Genomic DNA, 19,498 nt, shown 5'->3' on the forward strand with positions numbered 1-19,498 from the left:
CCCGGCACACCATCCAGACCACCAGAGGAAGACCACTCCATGACGACCACCGACCGGTCCGCCCTGCGCACGGACTGCGGCAACTGCTTCGCGCTCTGCTGCACCGCCTTCGGGTTCCAGCGCTCCGCCGACTTCCCGATCGACAAACCCGCCGGCACCCCTTGCGGCAACCTCGCTGACGACTTCTCCTGCTCCATCCACGAGGCGCTGCGGCCGCGAGGGTTCCGGGGCTGCACCGTCTTCGACTGCTCCGGTGCTGGCCAGTACGTGTCCCAGACCCTCTACGACGGGGTCAGTTGGCATGACCACCCGGACTCCCGCGCGGAGATGTTCCGGGTGTTCCCGATCGTCCGCAGGTTGCACGAGATGCTCTGGCACCTCGCCGAGGCACAGGACCGTGCGGTGACCCCGGACTCAGCAGACGACGCTGCCTTCCTCGCGCAGGAGATCCGCCGAAGCCTCGACGCCGGTCGGCCGACGCTCCTCGCGCTGGATGTGGAGCCCCTGCACGCTCGAGTGCGAGATGTCCTCGTCGAGGTGAGCGCCGAGGTCCGGGGCAGGTACTGCGCCGGTGCGGACGACGCTCCGGACGGCCTGCTGCGACCGGGGGCGGACCTCGCCGGGCGCGACCTCCGCGCACGGTCGCTGCGCGGGGCCGACCTGCGGGGAGCCACGATGATCGCGGCAGATCTGCGCGGTGTCGACCTGTCCGGTGTCGACCTGCTCGGCGCGGACCTCCGGGATGCGCGGGTCGACGGAGCCGACCTGTCCACGGCGGTGTTCCTCACACAGGCGCAGGTGAACGCGGCGCGCGGAGATGGCACCACGGCGCTGCCCCGTGGTGTCGATCGACTGACACACTGGCCGTCGACGGCCGCCCCGGTTTCGCCCACGGCGCCGCGCTGAGACCGCGGATCGGCCGGTCAGGGCCTCGCGTCGAACCGTCGGCGGTAGCTCGAGGGCGTGCTGCCGAAGGCCACGGCGAAGTTCTGCCGCAGCGTGACCGGGTTGCCGAAGCCACACGCTGCGGCGATCCGGTCGACGGGCAGGTCGGTGGTCTCGAGCAGCCGACGGGCCTCGTCCAGACGGCGACTCCGTACCCAGGCCGCCGGGGTGGTGCCGGTCGACGCCTTGAAGGCCCGGACGAAGCTGCGGCGGCTCATGTGGGCCGCCGCAGCGAGTCGGTCGACGCCGAGCTCCTCGTCCAGGTGCTCCACCGCCCAGGCCGATGCCGTCGCCACCGGGTCGTCGTCCCGACGCTGCACGATCGGCCGCTCGATGTACTGGGCTTGCCCGCCTTCGCGGTGCGGCGCGACGACCAGGCTCCGCGCGACCTTGTTCGCCGCCTCGGCGCCGAGCCGCGTCCGCACGACGTGCAGGCACGCGTCCAGCCCGGACGCCGTGCCCGCCGAGGTCAGCACGTCACCGTGGTCGACGTAGAGCACGTCGGCGTCCACGGTGACGTCGGGGTGCGCGGCGGCGAGCTGGTTGACCTCGCGCCAGTGCGTGACGGCGCTGCGTCCCGCGAGGAGCCCGGCACCGGCGACCGCGATCGACCCGAGGCACAGACCGACCACGACCGATCCCCGCGCGTGCGCGTCGACGACCGCCCGCTCCGTCGGTCTCGGCAGGCGGGTGCCGTCGTCGGTCCAGGACGGCACCACGACCAGGTCGGCGTCCGCCGCGGCGTCGAGCCCCTGAACCGGACCGAGCGTCAGCCCCTCGGCGGTCCGGACCGAACCGGGCCGGTCGGTGAACACGACGGTCTCCCACTCGGCGAGCCCGAGCCGGGTGACCTCGTCGAACACCATCTGCGGGACCGCCAGGTGGAACATCGTGATGCCGTCGAAGGCGTAGATGGCGATCCGCACGCGGGACTCCTCCGGTTTGGCCTGGATTCATCGTACAGACGCACGCGTGCCAATTGCACCAAGGGCGTCGGCGGACGAGGATCGTCGAGTACACCCACCGACCCAAGGAGCTCCCGTGTCCGATCCTCAGCGCGCCCTCGTCCTCGTCGACATCCAGCTGGAGTACTTCAGCGGCCCACTCGAGGTCCGGTTCCCACCCGTCCGCGACGCGCTCGCGCAGATCACGACCGCGATCGACGCCGCGACGGCTGCCGGCACGCCGATCGTCGTCGTCCAGCACTCCGCCGGTGACGCTGCGCCGGTGTTCAACCCGACGACGGAGGCGTTCGCCCTGCACCCCGAGATCGAGCGGCGGCGGACGTCCGAGTGGCATCAGGTGACGAAGCAGTTCAGCTCCGTCTTCGCCCACACGGACCTGCTCGCCTGGCTGCAGGAGCGGTCGGTCGACACGGTCACCCTGGTCGGCTTCATGACGAACAACTGCATCATCGCCTCGGCTGCCGAGGCGGAGGCACTCGGCGTCTCGGTCGAGGTGCTGTCCGACGCGACCGGCGCGATCAACATCGTCAACGCCGGCGGGGCCGTGTCCGCCGAGACGGTGCACCGCACGCTGATGGCGCTGTTGCAGTCGAACCTCGCCGCCGTCGCGCCGACCGCGGAGTGGGCGTCGGCACTCGCTTCCGGGGTCGCGATCCCCGGGGACGCCCTGCCGACGTCGGCCGTCGCGGGGACCCAGCGGTTCCCGGGCTGACATCCGTTCTCATCTATAAATGTATTGCTACTTCTGCATATGTGGCCTACGCTGAGGGCATCCCAACCGACGATCAGCAGGAGGTCACCATGGCCGAGCACGAGAACAGCGCAGAGCACACCGTCGCCGAGCACACCCACCAGGACGGCTGCGGCCACGAGACGGTGCAGCACGAGGACCACGTGGACTTCGTCCACGACGGCCACAAGCACGCCCAGCACGGCGACCACTACGACGAGCACTGATCGCCTGATCAGCGCAGGCCCGTGATCAGCACCGATCGGCGGACCTGCACGACGACCCCGACGCACCGCGCCGGGGCCGTCGTGTTGCATGCACGTATGCGCGTGCGCTTACATGAGTCCATGTCAGACGGGATCGAAGCAGCAGCCGAACTCTTCAAGGCGCTGTCCTCGCCCGCCCGACTCCGGATCCTGTCGGCGTTGATCTCCCAGCCTTCCGACGTCGGCTCCCTCGCGGAAGTGACCGAGCTGTCGCAGCCCCTGGTGTCCCAGCACCTCCGCACGCTGCGGCTCGCGGGCATCGTGCAGGCCGAGCGCATCGGGCGGAACGCCGTCTACTCGCTGCACGACGAGCACATCGCCCACATCGTCGGTGACGCGGTCAGCCACGTCAGTGAGTCCGAAGCCGACTGAACCGCCGGCCGCGGGCAGACTGCGTTCAGCAGCAGTCGCAACGCTCGCGCTCGCGCTCCCCCGTCAGCGCCGACACCGGCTGCTTGCACGCGTCACCGCGCCAGGCCTCGAGTCCCTCGCGCACGGCGAACACGACCACGACGAGCCCGGCGAGCGGATCGGCCCACCACCAGCCGAACAGGCTGTTCGCGAGCAGGCCGAGCAGCACCGCCGCCGACAGGTAGCTGCAGATCAGCGTCTGCTTCGAGTCGGCGATCGCCGACGCCGAACCGAGTTCGCGTCCGGTCCGCCGTTCGAGGAGGCTCAGGAACGGCATGACGGCCAGGCTCACCGCGGCCAGGACGATGCCGACCGGACTGTGCTCCGGCGACCGGACACCCGTGAAGGTCAGGACGGCATCGGCACTGACCACCAGGGCGAGCCCGAAGAACGAGACCGCGATGACCTGCAGCGCCGTTCGTTCCCGGGCCTCCGGGTCACGCCCGGCGAACTGCCACGCGACAGCCGCAGCCGACAGGACCTCCACGATCGAGTCGAGCCCGAAACCGATCAACGCGGTGGAGGACGCAACCGAACCGGCGGCGATCGCCACGGCGGCCTCGATCACGTTGTAGGCGATGGTCGCCGCGACGATCCACCTGATCCGTCGCCGGAGCACGCCGACACGAGCCGGTGCGAGCGACACCGCGGCCGTGGTCACCGCTCGACCTCGCATCCGTCGTCGTCGGCAACGTCCACCGCGAGCACCACGTCGACCAGGGACTCGAGCGCGCGGGTGAGGTTGCGGTCCGCGATCTCGTAGCGGGTCCGACGCCCCTCGGGCACGGCGACGACGATCCCGCAGCCGCGCAGGCACGCCAGGTGGTTCGACACGTTCGTCCGCGTCAGCTCGAGTTCCTCGGCGAGCCGCGCTGGGTAGCCTGGTCCGTCGAGCAGCCGGAGCAGGATGCGCGCACGCGTGGGGTCGGAGAGCGCCCGCCCGAGACGGTTCAGCAGGTCGTACCGCGAGGCAATGGTCAGCATGCGCTGACCATACATCGGGCCGCGCCCAGACCGCCACCGATCCGGACGACACGTTACGCCCTCGGACAGCGCTCGGGCTCAGACGTCCGAGAGCCCCCGCCCGGTCAGCGCGTCGTTCCAGCTCGTGCGGCCGCCGGGAGCACGCGACTCGTGCACGCCGTCGTGGCCGCGTGGTCGATCACACCGCCAGCGGTCGAAGACGCTGCAGCAGCGGTGGTCGGACGGGTGGTCGGTGTCGTGGTTCTCGCGCATCGCACCGATGAGACGTGGCGACGCACCGTTTCGTCACGAACGGTCGCCGAACTCCTTGCATCACGAACGATGGTGAGCAGGAACGGTCGAGTCCCCCTTCAGCACCCGACCGTTCCTGCTCACCAAGCGCCCAGCGACGCGAGCGCAGCGCCCGCGACGCAAGCGCAGCGCCCGCGACGCGCGCCCCCGCGCCTAGCGCTTCAGGTTCGTGAGCTCCTGCAGCACCTCGTCCGAGGTGGTGATGATGCGGGCGTTCGCCTGGAACCCGCGCTGCGCGACGATCAGGTTCGTGAACTCCTGCGACAGGTCGACGTTCGACATCTCGAGCGTCCCCGCCGCGAGCGAACCGACGCCCGCCGAGCCGGGGCCGCCGACCGTCGCACCGCCCGAGTTCGCGGTGGCGCGGTAGCCCGACGCCCCGGTCTTCTCGAGGCCGGCCGGGTTGGCGAACGTGGCGAGGGCGATGCGGCCGAGCGCGAGCGACGCGCCGTTCGAGAACGTCCCGGTGACGGTGCCGTCCTTCGAGATCGAGTAGCCCTGCAGCGCGCCGGCCTCGCGGCCGTTCTGCGAGCCGATCGCCGCGGTGTTGAGCGAGGCGAACCCGGTCAGGTCGCCCATGTCGACCCGGATGCCCCCGACGGCGAGGGTGCCGCCGGCGGTCAGCTTGCCGTCGGTGCCGAAGGTCAGCGAGGTCGTCGCCGTGGTGCCCTGGCCGTTGCGCCCGGTGACGTCCCAGCCGTCGGCGGTGCGCGTGTAGGCGAGCGACATCGTGTGCTTGGCACCCGAGGCGTCGTACACGGTGGCCTCGCGGGTGATGGTCTGGCCGACGGCGGTCTCGGACGGCAGGTTGCCGGCGACCGTGGCGGCGGTGGTGCGGACCGCCGGGGCCGCTGCTTCGAGCGGCAGCGTGATGTCGGACAGCTGCCCGTTCTCGTTGACGACGCCGTTCGTGGCCGGGTAGCCCTGCACGATCTTGCCGTCGGCGGTGACCAGGCGGCCGTTCGCGTCGAAGTCGAACGCACCGGCGCGGGTGTAGACGGTGTCGTTGCCCAGGCGGGTGACGAAGAAGCCGTCGCCCGAGATCATCAGGTCGGTGGCCTTGCCGGTGGCCTGCGCCGAGCCCTGCGAGAAGTTCGTGGAGACGCCGGCGACCTGCACGCCGAGGCCGATCTGGGCGGGGTTCGTGCCGCCGATGCCGGTCTGCGGTCCGCCGGCACCCTGGGTCATCTGCGACAGGGTGTCCTGGAACACGGTGGTCGACGACTTGAAGCCGACGGTGTTGACGTTGGCGATGTTGTTGCCGGTGACGTCGAGCATCTGCTGGTGGGAGCGGAGGCCGGAGATCCCGGAGTAGAGCGAGCGGAGCATGGTGCGTCCTTTCGGAGAGGCAGGAAGAGCGAGGAAGAACGAGGAAGAGCGAGGAAGGAAAGAGCGGGCGTCAGGACGCCGGAGCGGTGGTGGTGATGCCGGAGATCACGTCGAGAGCGACCTCCTTCCCGTTCACGGTGACCGTGGGCACGCTGTTCGCGTACGACACGGCCGAGGCGGTCCCGGTGACGGACTTGCCCGAGTCGGCGTCGGTGTAGCTGACCTGCTTGCCGACGAGGTTCGCTGCGGCGATGCGCATCTGGAGCGAGAAGTTCTCGTTCCCCGTCGTGGTCTGGTTGGTGATCTGCTCCATCATCGCGAGCTGCGTCTGCTGGCCGATCATCTGGTTGGTGTCCATCGGCGACGACGGGTCCTGGTTGCGCAGCTGCGTGACGAGCAGCTTCATGAAGACCTCGGAGTCCATCGTCTGGGACTTCTGGGCGGTGGAGTTCGCGGCGAGGGCCGCGGCCTGCGCGGTCGGGTCGACGCTGCCGGTGATGCCGTCGATGGGCATGGTGCGTTCCTGTTCGTGAGCCGGATCAGGCGAGGACGTCGAGTCCCGCGGTGCGGATGGAGGGCGTGTGGGTGGGGGGCTGCGTGCGCGGGGCGACCCGCGCCTCCAGACCGGGGTCGCCAGGCAGCGCACGTGCGGCCGGACGCTCGTCGCGACCCGGCGCGTCCTGCGGTTGGTTCTGCGACGACAGGTCGAGCGTGGTGCTCACACCGGTGCCGGCCGCGTCGCGCCGCAGGTCCGGCAGGACCTGGCGGACGGCCTCGCGGCCGGCGTCCGAGGCGGCGAACAGCTCGACGTGCATGCCGTGCGCGGTGACGTGCGCGCGGACCGTGACCGGGCCGAGGCTGTCCGGCACGACCTGCACGGTGACGACGTGCTCGCCGGGGCCGGCCTGCGCGAGCGAGAACACCGGTCGCGCCAGCTGCTGGGCGAGCGGTGCCGGGGCCGGTGCGGTCGCCGCGGCGGGCGCGGTGGTCGGCGTCGTCGACATGACGAACGGCGTCTCGCCACCGCGGCTGGGGGCGACGGCCGGGAGGCCCGGATCACCCGGCGTCGACGCCTGCTGCTCCGTCCCGTGGCCGGCTCGGGAGCCGGTGCCGGTTGCCGGGGCGGCGGCCGCCACCACCGGCGCCTGGGCCGGCGTCACGGTCGCGGTGTCGCCGTCGGCGGTGCGGGTGGCGGCGGGGGCCGCGATCGCGGCAGCGGCCGTCGGGGCGGTGGTCGCCGGGTCGCTCGTGGCCCTGGTCGTCGACGCAGCGGTCGTCGCGGGGGTGGCGCCGGCGACGGTCGTCGCGGGCGCGGCCGGAGACGCGGTGCCGCCGGGCGTCACGGCGGAGGTCGCCGGGGCGGTGGTCGCCGGGCCCGTCGTCGCAGCGGCAGTCGTCTCCGGTGCCACGCCCGACTCGGGTGCCTGCTGCGGGGTCGCCGTGGCGTGGGCGGTGGTCGGCGCCGGGGTCGACGGGACCGGCGTCGAGGTGTCCCCCTCCACCGACGGCGGTGTCGTGGTCGTGGTGTTGGTCGTTCCGGCGGTCGCGCCTGCTGCCACGACGACCTGTGGTTCGCCGGCGGGCGTCTCGGCGGCGCGGCTGGCCGGAGGGATCGGTGCGGACACGGTCACGAGTCCGGCGGCGAGCAGCGCCTGCGCGTCGACGGGCGCTGCGTCGCTCGGCACCGCCTGGTCCGACGCGGACGTGGACGCAGACGCGGACGGCGTGGTGGCGGTGCCCGGCGTCGCAGCCGACCCGTCCGCCGTCCGGCCCTCGGTGTCGTCCCGCCCAGCAGCACCGTCGCCGGTTCGCCGCTCGGTCGCGACGGCGGCGGTCAGTGCCGCACCGAAGGACCCGGCAGCCGCGGGGTCGGACGCCGCACCCCGGGTGGAGCCCGGTGCGGTGGGCACGGACGGCTGGGTGGCGATGGTCAGGCTCATGCGGCGCTCCCGGACTGCATCATGGACAGCAGCGCGGCGGTCTGCAGGTCGGTCGCGGAACGCGCTGCCGAGGCGGTCGGCGCGGTGACGGCCGACGGGGCCGCCTGTGCGGGGACGATCCGGCGGATGGTCGCGATGTCGCCCTGGGAATACCAGTTGTCGACGATCCGGACGTCCTTGCCGGGGCGCGGCGCGTGCAGCACCTTGCCGTCGCCGACGTAGATGACGACGTGGCCCTCGCCCTTCGGGATGATCAGGTCGCCGGGCTGCGCGTCCTTCAGGGAGCCGACCTCGACGCCCATCTTCGCCTGGTCCGGCACGACCCGGGGCATCGTGACCCCGAGGTCCTTGAAGACCGTCTGCACCAGGCCCGAGCAGTCCATCCCCGCGGTCGTCTCCCCGCCGAACACGTACGGGACGCCGAGGTACTTCTTCGCGTCGGCCACCACGTCGGCGCCGGTCGCACCGCTGCCGGTGGCGAGGGTGCCGGCACCCGCGTCGACCGAGGTCGCGGGGGCACGGGTGGCCGCCGGGGTCGCTGCGGCGGTCGCACCGGCAGCGCTCGCGGCGCCGGTCGCGCCGTCGGCGGTGGCGAGGGCGTCGGCGAAGGCCGACGATCCCGCGGCACTGCTGGTGGCGGACGCGCTCGGGGCAGCCGTGGCCGTCCCGCCGCGCAGCGTGTCGATCTGGGACCGGATCTCCGAGATCCGGGAGAGCACCGCTTCGACGCTCATCGGGCACCACCTTCTGTGCGGCGTCGTGCCGCGATCTCGTCGAGGGCGTTCTGTTCGGTCCGGAGTTCCTCGGCCGCCTGCTGCTCGGTGTGCTTGCCCTCGAGCTTCTCGAGGCCGACGGCGGCACGACGGGCGGCGGTGTAGTCCTGCTGCGCCCGGTCGGCGTCGGCACGGCGGTTCTGCACCACGGCGTCGAGCTCCTCGAGCATCCCGCGGGTCGCGGCACGGGCTGCGGCGACGGCGCTCAGGGTGGCGGCGTCCTGGATGGGCTGGGCGTCCTCGCTGTCGGCGAGGCTCCGGCGTGCGGCGATCCGGGCGTCGGCGGCGTACCGGACGCGCTCGTTCGCGGTGGCCAGCGTGGCGGCGGCACGGTCCTGTTCGGTGTGGCGCAGGCGCAGGAGCCCGGCGAGCGGGAAACGGCGCGCCATCACGACACCCCCAGCTGCTGCACGAGGCCGCCGAGGCGCTGCCAGGACGCATCAGCCGTGGCCCGCTCGTCCATGCCTTGACGTAGGAACGCGTCGATCGATCCCTGGTGGTCGACGGCGGCGTCCACGAGCGGGTTCGACCCGCGCTGGTACGCACCGACGTCGAGCAGGTCCTGGGCCCCGGCGCGAGCGGCCATCACCTTCCGCAGCACGGTGGCGGCGGCACGCTGCTCGGGTCGGGTGACCTTCGAGGCGACGCGGGACACCGAGCCGAGGGCGTCGACCGACGGGAAGTGCCCGGTGATCGCGAGCTTGCGGTCGAGCACGACGTGGCCGTCCAGGATGCTGCGGGCGGCGTCGGCGATCGGCTCGTTGTGGTCGTCGCCGTCGACGAGCACGGTGTACATGCCCGTGATGCTGCCGACGCGGTCGGTCCCGGCGCGCTCGAGCAGTCCGGCGAGCACCGAGAACGTCGACGGCGGGTAGCCCCGGGTGGCCGGCGGCTCTCCGACCGACAGCCCGATCTCACGCTGCGCCATCGCGACGCGGGTGAGCGAGTCCATCATGAGCACGACGTCCTGCCCGGCATCGCGGAACGACTCGGCGATGCGGGTGGCGACGAACGCGGCACGCAGGCGCATGAGCGCCGGCTCGTCGGAGGTCGACACCACGACGATCGAGCGGGCGAGCCCCTCGGGTCCCAGGTCGTCCTCCAGGAACTCGCGCACCTCGCGGCCGCGCTCCCCCACCAGGGCGATGACGTTGACGGCCGCGTCGCTCCCGCGCGCGATCATCGACAGCAGCGACGACTTGCCCACGCCGGACCCGGCGAACAGGCCCATGCGCTGCCCGCGGCCGACGGTGGTGAGGGTGTCGAGCACGCGGACGCCGAGCTGCATCGGCGTGTCGATGCGGGTCCGGGCCATCGCGTTCGGGGTGTCGTGGTCGAGCGGGACCCAGGTGACCGGTCCGCCGCCGGGGCCCTCGAGCGGCCCGCGGTCGTCGATCGGTCGGCCGAGTCCGTCGAGCACGCGGCCGAACAGACCGGATCCGGTCGGCACGAGCACCGGGCGGCCGGTCGGACGCGCCGGGGTGCCCGCGGTCACGCCGGTCAGGCGGCCGAGCGGCATGCAGCGGACGCCCGAGGCATCGGTGGCGACGACCTCGACCGCGGTCTGGTCGCCGTCCTCGGCGCCGACCGTGACGACCTCGCCGACGCGGGCGTCGAGCCCGGCGATCGTCAGCCCCAGGCCGACGGCGCTCGTGACGACACCGACCCGCTGGGGTGCGGCCCGCAGGAGGGCCTCGTCGAGGCCGCGCGGACGGAGCAGCGTGGCGGTCACCGGTCGGCTCCCGTCGCGTCCACACCGAGGGCGGTGCGGGCGCGGTCGAGCGCCGTGGCGATGCGCGCGTCGAGCATGCCGTCCGGCAGGTCGACGACGGCGTCGCCGTCGCGCAGGGTGCCGTCCGCGACGACCGGCACCGGCAGGTCGAGGCCGGCGACGCGCGCGGCGTCCGCCGGGCAGAGCCGGACGGCCACCGGGACCGTGCGGTCGACGGACGCGAGTGCCCGCCGGACGGTGGCCTCGGCGCCGGACGCGATGCGGGCCTCCCGGCTGCCCGGTCCGTCCGGACCGTCGGTGACGGTCGCGTCGTGCGCGGGCCTGGAGGCGCGGACCACGTTGCCGACGATCGCCTCGGCCAGGTCGACTGCCGCACTCGCGACCGACGCCTCGGCGTCCGCCAGGACGGGTGCGACCGTGGAGAGCATGGCGTTCGTCGCCGCGTCGAGGACCGCGATCCGGCGTGCCGTGTCGGCCTGCAGCGCGGTGACCCGCGCGGCGTGCTCGGCCTCGAGCCGGGCGCGCAGGGCGTCGGTCTCGGCCTGCGCGGCCCGCAGGCCGGCGGTGTAGCCGGCCGCGTGCCCGCGGACGTCCGCGCTCGACGCGCGCTCGCGTCCGGCGGGGTCGGCGAGCACCGGGAAGGCGACGCGGTGCACGACGGTGTCAGTCAACGAGCTCGTCCTCCTCGGCGCGGTGCACGGTGACGACGCCCTGGGCCTCGAGCTCGCGCACGGAGCGGACGACCTCGGCGCGGGCTTCCTCGACCTGCGAGACGCGGACCGGGCCCATGGCCTGCAGTTCGTCGTCGAGCAGTTCGCGGTTGCGCTCGGACACGTTCGCGCGGATGGTCTCGACGACGGGCCCGGCTGCGCCCTTCATGGCGGTCGCGAGGATCTTCGAGTCGATGCCGCGCAGCACCTGCTGGATGTCGCGGGACTCGAGCTTCACGATGTCCTCGAAGGTCAGCATGCGGGAGCGGATGTCCTCGGCGAGCTCCGGGTCGCGGGCTTCGAGTCCCTCGAGGACGGCCTTCTCGGTCGCGACGTCCGAGCGGTTGATGATGTCGACCAGGGGCGCGATGCCACCGACGACCTCGACGCTCTCGCGCGGCGACACGACGGCCCCGGCGCGCTGGCGCAGCACACCGGCGACGATGCCGACGGCCTCGGGGGTCGCGCTGCCCATGGTCGCGAAGGCCTGGGCGACGTCGGTGCGGACACGCTCGTCGATCCCGGCGAGCACGGCACTGGCCTGCCCGGGGCCCAGGTGGGCGAGCACGAGGGCGATCGTCTGCGGCAGCTCGCCCTCGAGCAGGGAGATGACCTGGCCGGGTTCGGCGTCGTCGAGGAAGTCGAACGACTGGCCGGCGAGGTTCGAGGCCAGACGGTCCATCACGCCGGCGGCCCGCTCGGCGCCGAACGACGCCTCGAGCAGCCCGAGGGCGGTCTCCTTGCCGCCGCGCTTCTGCAGGCGGCCGCTCATCGTGATCCGGTGGAACTCCGACAGCGTCTGGTCGACGACGGTGTCCTCGACGCGGCGCATCCGGACGATCTCGGCGGAGATCTCCTCGGCCTCCATCTCGGTGAACTGCTTCATCACCTCGGCGGCGCGGTCGGTCTCCATCTGCATGAGGATGAGCGCGACCTTCTGCGCACCGGTCAGCGCACGGTCGCTCGGACCGGAACCGCCGCCGGGGCTCGGCATGAGGGCGCTCACACCGGTGCCCGGTCGTCGAGGAGCCCGCGCAGGAGCTCGGCGGTGCGCTTCGGGTCGCGCTCGGCCAGGGCGGAGATGTCCTGACGGCGGCGCTCGGCGGTGATCTCCTCGGTCGTCAGCACCTCGGTGGGGGCGTCACCGGCGGGCATCGCCGACAGCACGGCGGTCGGGGCGTCACCGGCACCGAGCGTCGCCCGGTCGTCGACGCCGTCCATCGCGAGGGGCAGCTGGAACGTCTCGCCGGCGAAGGCGTCGAGCTCGCCGAGGTCGACGGCCTCGCGCTCCTGCTTCCGGTTGCGGCGGGCGACGAAGAACATGATCGCGATGACGGCGAGGACGATGCCGATCACGATGCCGGCGGTGCGGATCGACGACCACAGCGCTTCCTGCTGGTCGGCCTTCTGCTGGGCCTCGAGGGCCTTGGCGGCCTGGTCGGAGGCGCTCGTGTCGAAGTCCATCATCGCGACCTTGACCTGGTCGCCACGGTCCTGGTCGACACCCGCGGCGGCGGACACCAGGTCGTTGATGCTCTGCAGGTTCGCGTTCTGCACGGCGTCGGCCTTCGAGTTCAGCGCGACCGAGATGGTCTGCCGGTCGAGCCCGCCCGAGGGGATCTGCGTGGTCTCGGTGGTGTGGTCGACGGCGTTGTTCTTCGTCGCCGACTCGTTCTTGTACCCGTCGTCGCCGGCGCCGCTCGTCGCGGTGCCGTTCGGGACGGCGATGTTGTCCGGGCCGAGGACCCCCGTCGCGCCGCTCCCCGCGCCCGAGCCGGCGCCGTACTCCTCGGTGGTGCTCGACTCGTTCAGTGCGACCGGGCCCGAGGTCGGGCTCGTGTAGCTCTCGGACGTCCGGGTGCCGGACTCCTGGTTCATCGTCCCGGAGACCACGACGGTCGCGTTGCCGACGCCGAGCGTGGTGTCGAGCAGGTCCTGGATCTTCTTGCTCGTCGCCGCGTCGTAGTCGGCGGCCTGGTCCGCGCCGCTCCCGGTCGCACCGGTGCCGACGGCGGACAGGGTCTGGCCCTTCGCGTCGACGACGGAGACGTCGGTGGGCTGCATGCCCTCGACCGAGGCGCTCGTCAGGTGCACGATGGCCTGCACCTGGTCGGTGCTGAGCTGCGCGCCGTTGTCGGTCGCGATGAACACCGACGCGGTCGGGTCCTTCTCCTCGGAGACGAACACGGACTTCTCCGGGATCGCGAGCTGCACGGTGGCGGTCTGCACGCCGTCCATCGCACCGATGGTCTTGGCGAGCTCGCCCTCCATCGCGCGCTTGTAGGTGACGTCCTGCTGGAACTCGGAGCTCGTCACGCCCATCTTGTCGAGCAGCGAGTAGCCGCCCTCGTTCGACGACGGCAGGCCGTTCGACGCCGCCTTGAGCCGCTCCGAGTACACCTGCGCCTGCGGCACGAGGATCGTCGCACCGCCGTCGGTGAGCTGGAACGGCACGCCGTCGGTCTGGAGCTGGTCCGTGATGGAGCTCGCGTCCGCCGCGGCGAGCCCGGTGAAGAGCGGCGCGTAGGACGCCTTGCCGAGCCAGGACGCGAGGGCGATCCCACCGAGCACGAGCGCCGCGATCGCCAGGATCGCGATGGTGCGCTGGGCGGCGGAGAAGCCCTTCACGTAGGCGCTGAGGCGCGCGAAGACGTTCTTGACGGCGACGGGCATCAGGCCTGCATCCTCATGATCTCGTTGAAGGCGTCGACGCCCTTGTTGCGGACGGCGGAGACGAGCTCGAGCGTGACCTGCGCGCGGGTGGCGGCGATCGTGGCGTCGTGGATGTCGTCGAGGTTGCCGGTCACGGCCTTGAGCGCGAGGGTCTTCGAGTCGCTCTGCAGCGACTGCAGCCCGTCGACGGCGTTGCCGAGGCTCGCGGCGAAGCCGCTGCCGTCGGTCGTCGCCCCGGCGGCAGCGGTGGCGTTCGTGCTGTCGCTGGACGTCCCCGACACACTCGTCAGGGCGTTCGTCATCGCGTTGGTGGTCACACCGTTCACGGCGTCGATGGGCATCAGTTCTTCCCGATCTGCAGTGCCGCCTCGTAGGCGGTCTTGGCACGGTCGACCACGGCGGCGTTCGCCTGGTAGCCGCGCTGGGCCATGATGAGGTCCGCCATCTGCGTGCCGAGGTCGATGTCGGGCATGCGGACGTAGCCCTCCTCGTTCGCGAGCGGGTTGTCCGGGTCGTAGGTCACACGGCCGGCGGCGCTGCCGAACGCAGCGCCCTTGACGTAGGCGCCGGAGACGCCGGCACCCTCCTGCACCTCGACGTAGCGCGCCTGGAACGCGGTGTCGTCCATCGACTTCACGGTGTTCGCGTTGGCGATGTTGTCCGAGACGGCGTCGAGCCACTTCCGGTGCACGGTCAGGCCGGTGCTCGCGATGCCGATCGCGTCGAACGTCGTCACGAGTTCGTCCGCATCGCCGCACGGACGCTGGTGAGCTCGGAGTTCATCGCCTGCGTGGCGAACTGGTACCGCAGCACGGTGTCGATGTTCGACAGCGTCTCCTCGTCGAGGTTGACGTTGTTGCCGTTCGTGTTCGTCGGCTCGAGGCTGCGCGCCATCGTCGGCGTGGTGGCGCCGTCGCCGTCCACGATCGACTTCGCCAGGGCGTCCTCGAACTGCACCTTCTCGGCGTGGTAGTTCGTCGTGTTGATGTTCGCGATGTTGTTCGCGATCACCTTCTGGCGCATCGACAGGCCGTCGAGTGCGCTCTGCAGCGCGACGCTCGTCACGGAATCGAACACGGGGGTCCCCTCGTCAGGCGTCGTCGGTGCGACGTCGCCGTGCGGTGGTGGCCGATCCCTGGCCGAACTGGTGAGCGATCCGTGCTCGTGTGGCGCTATCGGAGCCCGTCGTCCGCCGCGTTAGGCGTCGCCCCGAACGGGGGGCGGTGGGCGTGCGGGGCGAGGACCACCCGAGATGCGACAGAGCACCCGTCGATCGACGGGTGCTCTGTCGCAGAAGCGGTGCGGGGGCGCGGGTCAGGCGGAAGCGTCGAGGTACACGGAGCCGCGGGGCTCGCGCGTGGCGTCGACGGCGCGCAGGGCACCGAGGTGCTCCAGCGTCGAGCGGCGGTCCGCCTCGAGCACCGTCATGCGGTCCCGCTGCGCGGCGAGCAGCCGGGAGGCCCGTCCCACCAGGGCACGCGGCAGCGGTCCCAGCCCGGCCGGCTCCGACCACCCGGCCACGGCCGTGGAGGCGGCCGCCTGCCCGGCGGCGTCCTGCTCCAGGGACGTGAGCAGGGCCTCCCATGCGACTCGTCCGTCGGACGGCTCAGGCGACACCGAGGGCTCCCCCGGTCGGCTGCTGCGTGGCGGGCGTCGCGGGCAGCGACGCGGCCGCCTCGTGCCACGACTGCCGCAGCGGCTCGAGGATCCGGATGCAGTCGCGGGTGGCCTGTACGTCGCGGTGCACGTTCGCCGTGATGAGCGAGGTGGAGGCGTAGTTGTAGACGGCGAGCAGGCCCTCACCGCCGTCCCAGACGTCGATCCGGAGGGTGCTCGAGAGCTCGCCGACGATCGCCTGGGCGTGCAGGAGCTGCTCGCGGGCCGCCTCCCAGTCGGCGGCGACCTGCGCGGCCTCGGCACGGTGCAGGTCGAGCAGCAGCCGGTCGTAGAGCATCGTCACGAGCTGGGCCGGCGTCGCCGACAGCACGGCCTCGTTCGTGTACTGGGCACGGCGCTGGTCGGTGACGGTGCGCGGCTGGGCGGCCTGGCGGAAGGCGGCTGCCTGGAAGTCGAAGGTCATGGTCGTTCCCGTCAGCTCGACGTCGAAGCGAGCTGGCTGGCGAGCCAGCTCGACTGCGACTGGAGCTTGCTGAGGCTGGTCTCGAGGGATGAGTAGAGGGTCTGCAGCGAGGCTCGGCGCATCGCCAGCCGGTCGGTCCAGCTGTCGATCTGGGTGGTGAGGTCCTTGGCGACGGCCTGCTGCCCGGTGATGGACGTGGTGACCGAGCCGTCGTACTTGTCGGACGCGGCGGTGGCCGCGGCGCCGACGTTCGCGGCGACCCCGGAGAGCATCGCCTGGGTGGCCTTCGGGTCGGTCGCGAGGGCCTTCTGGAAGACCTCGGGGTCGAAGGTGAACGTGCCGTCCTTCGTGATCACGATGCCGATCGTCGACGGGGACTTGCCGTCGACCGGGGCGGACATCGTGCTCGTGAGCCGCTGCACGGCGTCGCGGGACGCACCGTCGCCGAGCAGGACACCGGCCTTCGTCGTCGTGGTGCCGGAGGTCGCGCTGGTCGAGCTCGACACCGCGGTGTTCGTCTTGTAGTAGGCCGCGATCGCGTTCATCGCGTCGACGAGCCCGGAGGCCACGGACTGGGCCTTGGTGGTGTCCTGCGCGACCGTCACGGTGACGGGCTCGGTGGTGGCCTTCGAGACGGTGACGTCGACCCCGGGGACGAGCCCGGTGAAGGTGTTCGTGGCGCTCGTGACCGTCTGCGCGGCGGCGGTGCCGGCCCAGAGGGTGACGCTGGCGTCGGTCGCCGCGGTGACGACGGCGGCACCGGTCTCGGTGAGGACGTTCGTCGCGGTGCCCGCTGCCACCTCGTCGGCGCCGCCCCGGTACACCTGGAACCCGCCGGCCGCTCCGGTCTTCGCGGACGTGAGCTGCAGGCGGTAGAGCTTGGTGCCGTCGGCGTCGGTGCCGGCTGAGACCTTCGTCGCGGTGACGCCCGCACCGGACTTGTTCAGGGCGGACACGGCGTCGTCGAGTGAACCGGAGACCGGCGTCACGGTGGTCGACTTGCCGTCCGCGCCGACGATCGTGATCGGCTGCGCACCGGTCGACCACGTCGACATCGCGGCGGTCACCCCGACCTGGGCCGAGGCGGTCGATCCGACGGTGAAGCTGATGGAGCCCGCGGTCGCTCCGGTACCGGTGACGGCGGTGACGCTCGGCGCGGTGCTCGTCGCGGCGAAGAGGTCGAGCGACGAGGCCTTCGCGGCGTCCGCGGCCTTCGTGGCGAGCCCCTGGATCAACCCGTTGAGCGTCTGCAGTGACGAGATGAACGAGTTGGTGGTGGTGAGCTTGTTCTTGAGCAGGGTCTGCGGGACCCCCTCGACGCTCATCAGCGAGTTGATGAGGTCGGTCGTCTTGAGACCGCTGACCAGACCGTCGATCGCGAGGCTGGTGCTCGAGGACACGGACGAGGACATCGTCGACACTCCCTGGCGTCGTGGAGGTGGTCAGGACGGCGAGGTCCGCCCTCCGCGCCCGAAGGGGCCCGGAGGGCGGACCACGTGATGGCTAGCGCAGGAGCGAGAGCACGCCCTGGGTGCTCTGGTTCGCCTGCGCGAGCATCGAGGTGCCGGCCTGGCTGAGGATGTTGTCGCGCGTGTACTTGACCATCTCCTCCGCCATGTCGACGTCGGTGATGCGCGAGGAGGCAGCGGTGAGGTTCTCCTTGGCCACGTTCGTCACGTTGATGGCGTGGTCGAAGCGGTTCTGGACTGCACCGATGCTCGAACGGGCGGCGGAGACGTACTTGATCTGCTCGTCGATCGCGGTGATGGCAGCCTGAGCGTTCGTCGCCGAGTCGAAGGTGAGCGCGCCGACCGCGGTCGACACGGACTCCACGTTCGACTTCGACAGGTCCACGTCGATCTGGCTCGCCGCGTCGCCGTTCGCGCCGACCTGGAACTTCAGGACGCCTGCGGCGCCGGCGGAGCCGTCGAGCAGGTTGATGCCGTTGAAGTTGGTCGACGCCGAGATGCGGGTGAGCTCCTTGGTGAGCTCGCCGACCTCGGTGGTGATCGCCGTGCGGGAGTCCGCGTTGTTCGAGTCGTTGCCGGCCTGGACGGCCAGGTCGCGCATGCGCTGGAGGATCGAGTGGGTCTCGGTGAGGCCACCTTCAGCGGTCTGCACGACGGAGATGCCGTCCTGCGCGTTGCGGGCGGCGACCGTGAGGCCACCGACCTGGGACTTCAGCCCCTCGGAGATCGTCAGACCGGACGCGTCGTCGGCAGCACGGTTGATGCGGAGGCCGCTCGAGAGCTTCTCGAGGGACTTCGACAGGTCGTTCTGCGTCGAGTTCAGGTTCCGGTACGTGTTGAGTGCCGAGAGGTTGGTGTTGATGGACATACCCATGGTGGTTTCCTCCGTGAATGTGGGTCGTGCGTCGGCCCGTCCGTGGGCTGACATGGATGACTCTCGACCGGTTGCCGGGAGTCGTTAGGGGATCGGCGGAGAAGTTTCCGCCGACGTCTCAACTCGCCGCGACGGCCGGTCCTGCTGCGGCGTCGTGCACTGCGCGCGCGACACCGGCGGCGGCGTTCGTGGCGACACGGGCGAGGTAGGCGCTGCGGCGGGCCGCGGTGGTGCGGCTCGCGGGCTCGACGGTCGTGCCGTCGCCGTAGTGGGCGGCGAGACCGTCGTGGAGCAGGCGCATCGCCTCGGAGCGCTGCTGCGAGACGGCCGAGTGCGTGATGCCGAGCTCGGCGGCGACGTCGGTGACCGAGCGGTCGCCGAAGTAGACGGCCTCGACGATGAAGCGCATCCGCTCCGGCAGGGCCTCGACCGCGGCGCGGAGGTACCGGCGCTTCTCGGTCTCGAGCAGGTCGTCCCCGGGGAGCGGCAGGTCCGCGGCGACGAGGTCGTGCACGGTCTCGTCGAGCGGCGCGACGGTACGGGCGGCGTCGCTCATGGCGTCGACGGCGGTCTGCTTGTCGACGCCCATGGCATCGGCGATCTCCTGCGCACCGACGCTCCGGCCGAGGCGCGCGGACAGGGCCTCCTGCGTGGCGAGGGTCTCGCGGATCCGCTTCCGGGTGCCGCGGGACGCCCAGTCGGCCGAGCGCATGTCGTCCGCCAGCGCGCCGGCGATCCGGGTGCGGGCGTAGGCGCCGAACGGCACACCGAGGGTCGGGTCGAACGCCTCGGCGGCTGCGACGAGTGCGAGGGACCCGACGGCGGCGAGGTCGTCGCGGTCCAGGTGCGTCGCCCGGGAGCGGACGTCGGCCACGATGTAGCCCACGAGCGGGAGGTGCTCCACGATCATCGCGTTGCGTTCGGTGCGGTCCATGCTGTTCCCCTGGTCGACCTGACGTGTGTCGGCTCACCCGTCCGTGGGCGCGACGGACGCCGGCCTCGGATGGCCGGTGCGTACGCCGAAGACCCGCCCGGGTCCCTCCGAGCGGTGCACCCCGCGTCGTTCCCGAGCGGTTCCGGGTGTCCCCCGGGGTGCGTTCTGAATGTATCGGCTGGCAATGCGCTGAACAGGTGCACAACCGTCCCCAGTGCGGGGGTGTCAGGCCCCGTTTCCGGTCGGCATTTGGGGGGACTCGGGGTCGGGAACGCTCGTTCTTGTCCCCCGACGGGGGTCATCGGGTCACAGCGTCGACGAGTACGGGTGACGGCACTCGGTCGCCGGGGCTTACGGTCGCGGTCACCGAGTCGATAGGTCCCGGTGTCCGC

The 19,498-nt window shown here is 71.8% G+C and carries 25 protein-coding genes; 4 read left to right on the forward strand and 21 right to left on the reverse strand.

Annotated elements, in window-relative coordinates; genetic code table 11:
• Positions 1-39: 39 nt before the first annotated feature.
• Positions 40-906 carry a pentapeptide repeat-containing protein gene (locus DEJ02_RS01785; RefSeq protein WP_111031796.1) on the forward strand — a complete coding sequence of 289 codons (867 nt, stop codon included), beginning with the start codon at positions 40-42 and terminating at the stop codon, positions 904-906.
• Positions 907-923: 17 nt separating this feature from the next.
• Here the strand turns inward: DEJ02_RS01785 and DEJ02_RS01790 are convergent, their stop codons facing one another.
• The gene (locus tag DEJ02_RS01790) at positions 924-1,871 is read right to left on the reverse strand and encodes a GlxA family transcriptional regulator (protein ID WP_111031797.1); all 948 of its coding nucleotides are present in this window, start codon (positions 1,869-1,871) and stop codon (positions 924-926) included.
• A gap of 115 nt (positions 1,872-1,986) precedes the next feature.
• On the opposite strand from DEJ02_RS01790, the gene DEJ02_RS01795 reads away from it, so the two are divergent.
• The 3 genes from DEJ02_RS01795 (at position 1,987) to DEJ02_RS01805 (ending at position 3,278) form a co-directional block, all read left to right on the forward strand.
• Positions 1,987-2,622 (forward strand): isochorismatase family protein, encoded by a 636-nt coding sequence (locus tag DEJ02_RS01795; RefSeq protein ID WP_111031798.1) that lies wholly within the window; start codon positions 1,987-1,989, stop codon positions 2,620-2,622.
• 89 nt (positions 2,623-2,711) lie between these two features.
• On the forward strand, positions 2,712-2,867 hold the full coding sequence (locus tag DEJ02_RS01800) for a hypothetical protein (protein WP_017887460.1): 156 nt from the start codon (positions 2,712-2,714) through the stop codon (positions 2,865-2,867).
• A gap of 120 nt (positions 2,868-2,987) precedes the next feature.
• On the forward strand, positions 2,988-3,278 hold the full coding sequence (locus tag DEJ02_RS01805; protein ID WP_111031799.1) for a helix-turn-helix transcriptional regulator: 291 nt from the start codon (positions 2,988-2,990) through the stop codon (positions 3,276-3,278).
• A 25-nt stretch (positions 3,279-3,303) separates the two neighbouring features.
• On the opposite strand, the gene DEJ02_RS01810 is transcribed toward DEJ02_RS01805, so the two are convergent.
• The 20 genes from DEJ02_RS01810 to DEJ02_RS01900 form a co-directional block, all read right to left on the reverse strand.
• Positions 3,304-3,993 carry a cation diffusion facilitator family transporter gene (locus DEJ02_RS01810; protein WP_111031800.1) on the reverse strand — a complete coding sequence of 230 codons (690 nt, stop codon included), beginning with the start codon at positions 3,991-3,993 and terminating at the stop codon, positions 3,304-3,306.
• On the reverse strand, positions 3,975-4,301 hold the full coding sequence (locus tag DEJ02_RS01815; RefSeq protein ID WP_111031801.1) for a helix-turn-helix transcriptional regulator: 327 nt from the start codon (positions 4,299-4,301) through the stop codon (positions 3,975-3,977). The genes DEJ02_RS01810 and DEJ02_RS01815 overlap by 19 nt, the downstream gene beginning before the upstream one ends.
• 78 nt (positions 4,302-4,379) lie before the next feature.
• Positions 4,380-4,553: a hypothetical protein gene (locus tag DEJ02_RS18395; RefSeq protein WP_181440249.1), complete on the reverse strand. Its 174-nt coding sequence runs from the start codon at positions 4,551-4,553 to the stop codon at positions 4,380-4,382.
• Positions 4,554-4,745: 192 nt separating this feature from the next.
• Positions 4,746-5,921: a flagellar hook protein FlgE gene (locus tag DEJ02_RS01820; RefSeq protein ID WP_110863826.1), complete on the reverse strand. Its 1,176-nt coding sequence runs from the start codon at positions 5,919-5,921 to the stop codon at positions 4,746-4,748.
• Positions 5,922-5,991: 70 nt separating this feature from the next.
• A complete protein-coding gene (locus DEJ02_RS01825) occupies positions 5,992-6,435 on the reverse strand; it encodes a flagellar hook assembly protein FlgD (RefSeq protein ID WP_071403921.1) in 444 nt (147 codons plus the stop codon).
• A 25-nt stretch (positions 6,436-6,460) separates the two neighbouring features.
• Positions 6,461-7,861 (reverse strand): flagellar hook-length control protein FliK, encoded by a 1,401-nt coding sequence (locus DEJ02_RS01830; RefSeq protein WP_111031802.1) that lies wholly within the window; start codon positions 7,859-7,861, stop codon positions 6,461-6,463.
• The gene (locus tag DEJ02_RS01835) at positions 7,858-8,595 is read right to left on the reverse strand and encodes a C40 family peptidase (protein ID WP_111031803.1); all 738 of its coding nucleotides are present in this window, start codon (positions 8,593-8,595) and stop codon (positions 7,858-7,860) included. The genes DEJ02_RS01830 and DEJ02_RS01835 overlap by 4 nt, the downstream gene beginning before the upstream one ends.
• On the reverse strand, positions 8,592-9,023 hold the full coding sequence (locus DEJ02_RS01840) for a flagellar FliJ family protein (protein WP_111031804.1): 432 nt from the start codon (positions 9,021-9,023) through the stop codon (positions 8,592-8,594). Before DEJ02_RS01840 ends, DEJ02_RS01835 begins: the two co-directional genes overlap by 4 nt.
• Complete coding sequence (locus DEJ02_RS01845; RefSeq protein WP_111031805.1) at positions 9,023-10,366, reverse strand: FliI/YscN family ATPase; 1,344 nt, start codon at positions 10,364-10,366, stop codon at positions 9,023-9,025. The genes DEJ02_RS01840 and DEJ02_RS01845 overlap by 1 nt, the downstream gene beginning before the upstream one ends.
• Positions 10,363-11,037 carry a hypothetical protein gene (locus DEJ02_RS01850; RefSeq protein WP_111031806.1) on the reverse strand — a complete coding sequence of 225 codons (675 nt, stop codon included), beginning with the start codon at positions 11,035-11,037 and terminating at the stop codon, positions 10,363-10,365. Before DEJ02_RS01850 ends, DEJ02_RS01845 begins: the two co-directional genes overlap by 4 nt.
• Positions 11,030-12,082 (reverse strand): flagellar motor switch protein FliG, encoded by a 1,053-nt coding sequence (gene fliG, locus DEJ02_RS01855; RefSeq protein ID WP_244993480.1) that lies wholly within the window; start codon positions 12,080-12,082, stop codon positions 11,030-11,032. The genes DEJ02_RS01850 and fliG overlap by 8 nt, the downstream gene beginning before the upstream one ends.
• Positions 12,079-13,749, reverse strand: a complete 1,671-nt coding sequence (gene fliF, locus DEJ02_RS01860; protein WP_111031807.1) for a flagellar basal-body MS-ring/collar protein FliF — start codon at positions 13,747-13,749, stop codon at positions 12,079-12,081. Before fliF ends, fliG begins: the two co-directional genes overlap by 4 nt.
• Complete coding sequence (fliE, locus tag DEJ02_RS01865; protein WP_071244597.1) at positions 13,749-14,090, reverse strand: flagellar hook-basal body complex protein FliE; 342 nt, start codon at positions 14,088-14,090, stop codon at positions 13,749-13,751. Before fliE ends, fliF begins: the two co-directional genes overlap by 1 nt.
• Positions 14,090-14,485 (reverse strand): flagellar basal body rod protein FlgC, encoded by a 396-nt coding sequence (locus DEJ02_RS01870; protein WP_017886136.1) that lies wholly within the window; start codon positions 14,483-14,485, stop codon positions 14,090-14,092. The genes fliE and DEJ02_RS01870 overlap by 1 nt, the downstream gene beginning before the upstream one ends.
• A complete protein-coding gene (locus DEJ02_RS01875) occupies positions 14,482-14,826 on the reverse strand; it encodes a flagellar basal body protein (RefSeq protein WP_017886135.1) in 345 nt (114 codons plus the stop codon). The genes DEJ02_RS01870 and DEJ02_RS01875 overlap by 4 nt, the downstream gene beginning before the upstream one ends.
• Positions 14,827-15,063: 237 nt before the next feature.
• A complete protein-coding gene (locus DEJ02_RS01880; RefSeq protein ID WP_111031808.1) occupies positions 15,064-15,366 on the reverse strand; it encodes a hypothetical protein in 303 nt (100 codons plus the stop codon).
• Positions 15,356-15,829, reverse strand: a complete 474-nt coding sequence (gene fliS / locus DEJ02_RS01885; RefSeq protein ID WP_084740422.1) for a flagellar export chaperone FliS — start codon at positions 15,827-15,829, stop codon at positions 15,356-15,358. The genes DEJ02_RS01880 and fliS overlap by 11 nt, the downstream gene beginning before the upstream one ends.
• Before the next feature lie 11 nt (positions 15,830-15,840).
• Complete coding sequence (gene fliD / locus DEJ02_RS01890; RefSeq protein ID WP_258378643.1) at positions 15,841-17,229, reverse strand: flagellar filament capping protein FliD; 1,389 nt, start codon at positions 17,227-17,229, stop codon at positions 15,841-15,843.
• Positions 17,230-17,332: 103 nt separating this feature from the next.
• Positions 17,333-18,172: a flagellin gene (locus DEJ02_RS01895; protein WP_071403929.1), complete on the reverse strand. Its 840-nt coding sequence runs from the start codon at positions 18,170-18,172 to the stop codon at positions 17,333-17,335.
• 118 nt (positions 18,173-18,290) lie between these two features.
• Positions 18,291-19,106: a sigma-70 family RNA polymerase sigma factor gene (locus DEJ02_RS01900; protein WP_111030012.1), complete on the reverse strand. Its 816-nt coding sequence runs from the start codon at positions 19,104-19,106 to the stop codon at positions 18,291-18,293.
• Positions 19,107-19,498: the final 392 nt, after the last annotated feature.

It is taken from the genome of Curtobacterium sp. MCLR17_042 (assembly GCF_003234695.1).
Taxonomy (GTDB): domain Bacteria; phylum Actinomycetota; class Actinomycetes; order Actinomycetales; family Microbacteriaceae; genus Curtobacterium; species Curtobacterium flaccumfaciens.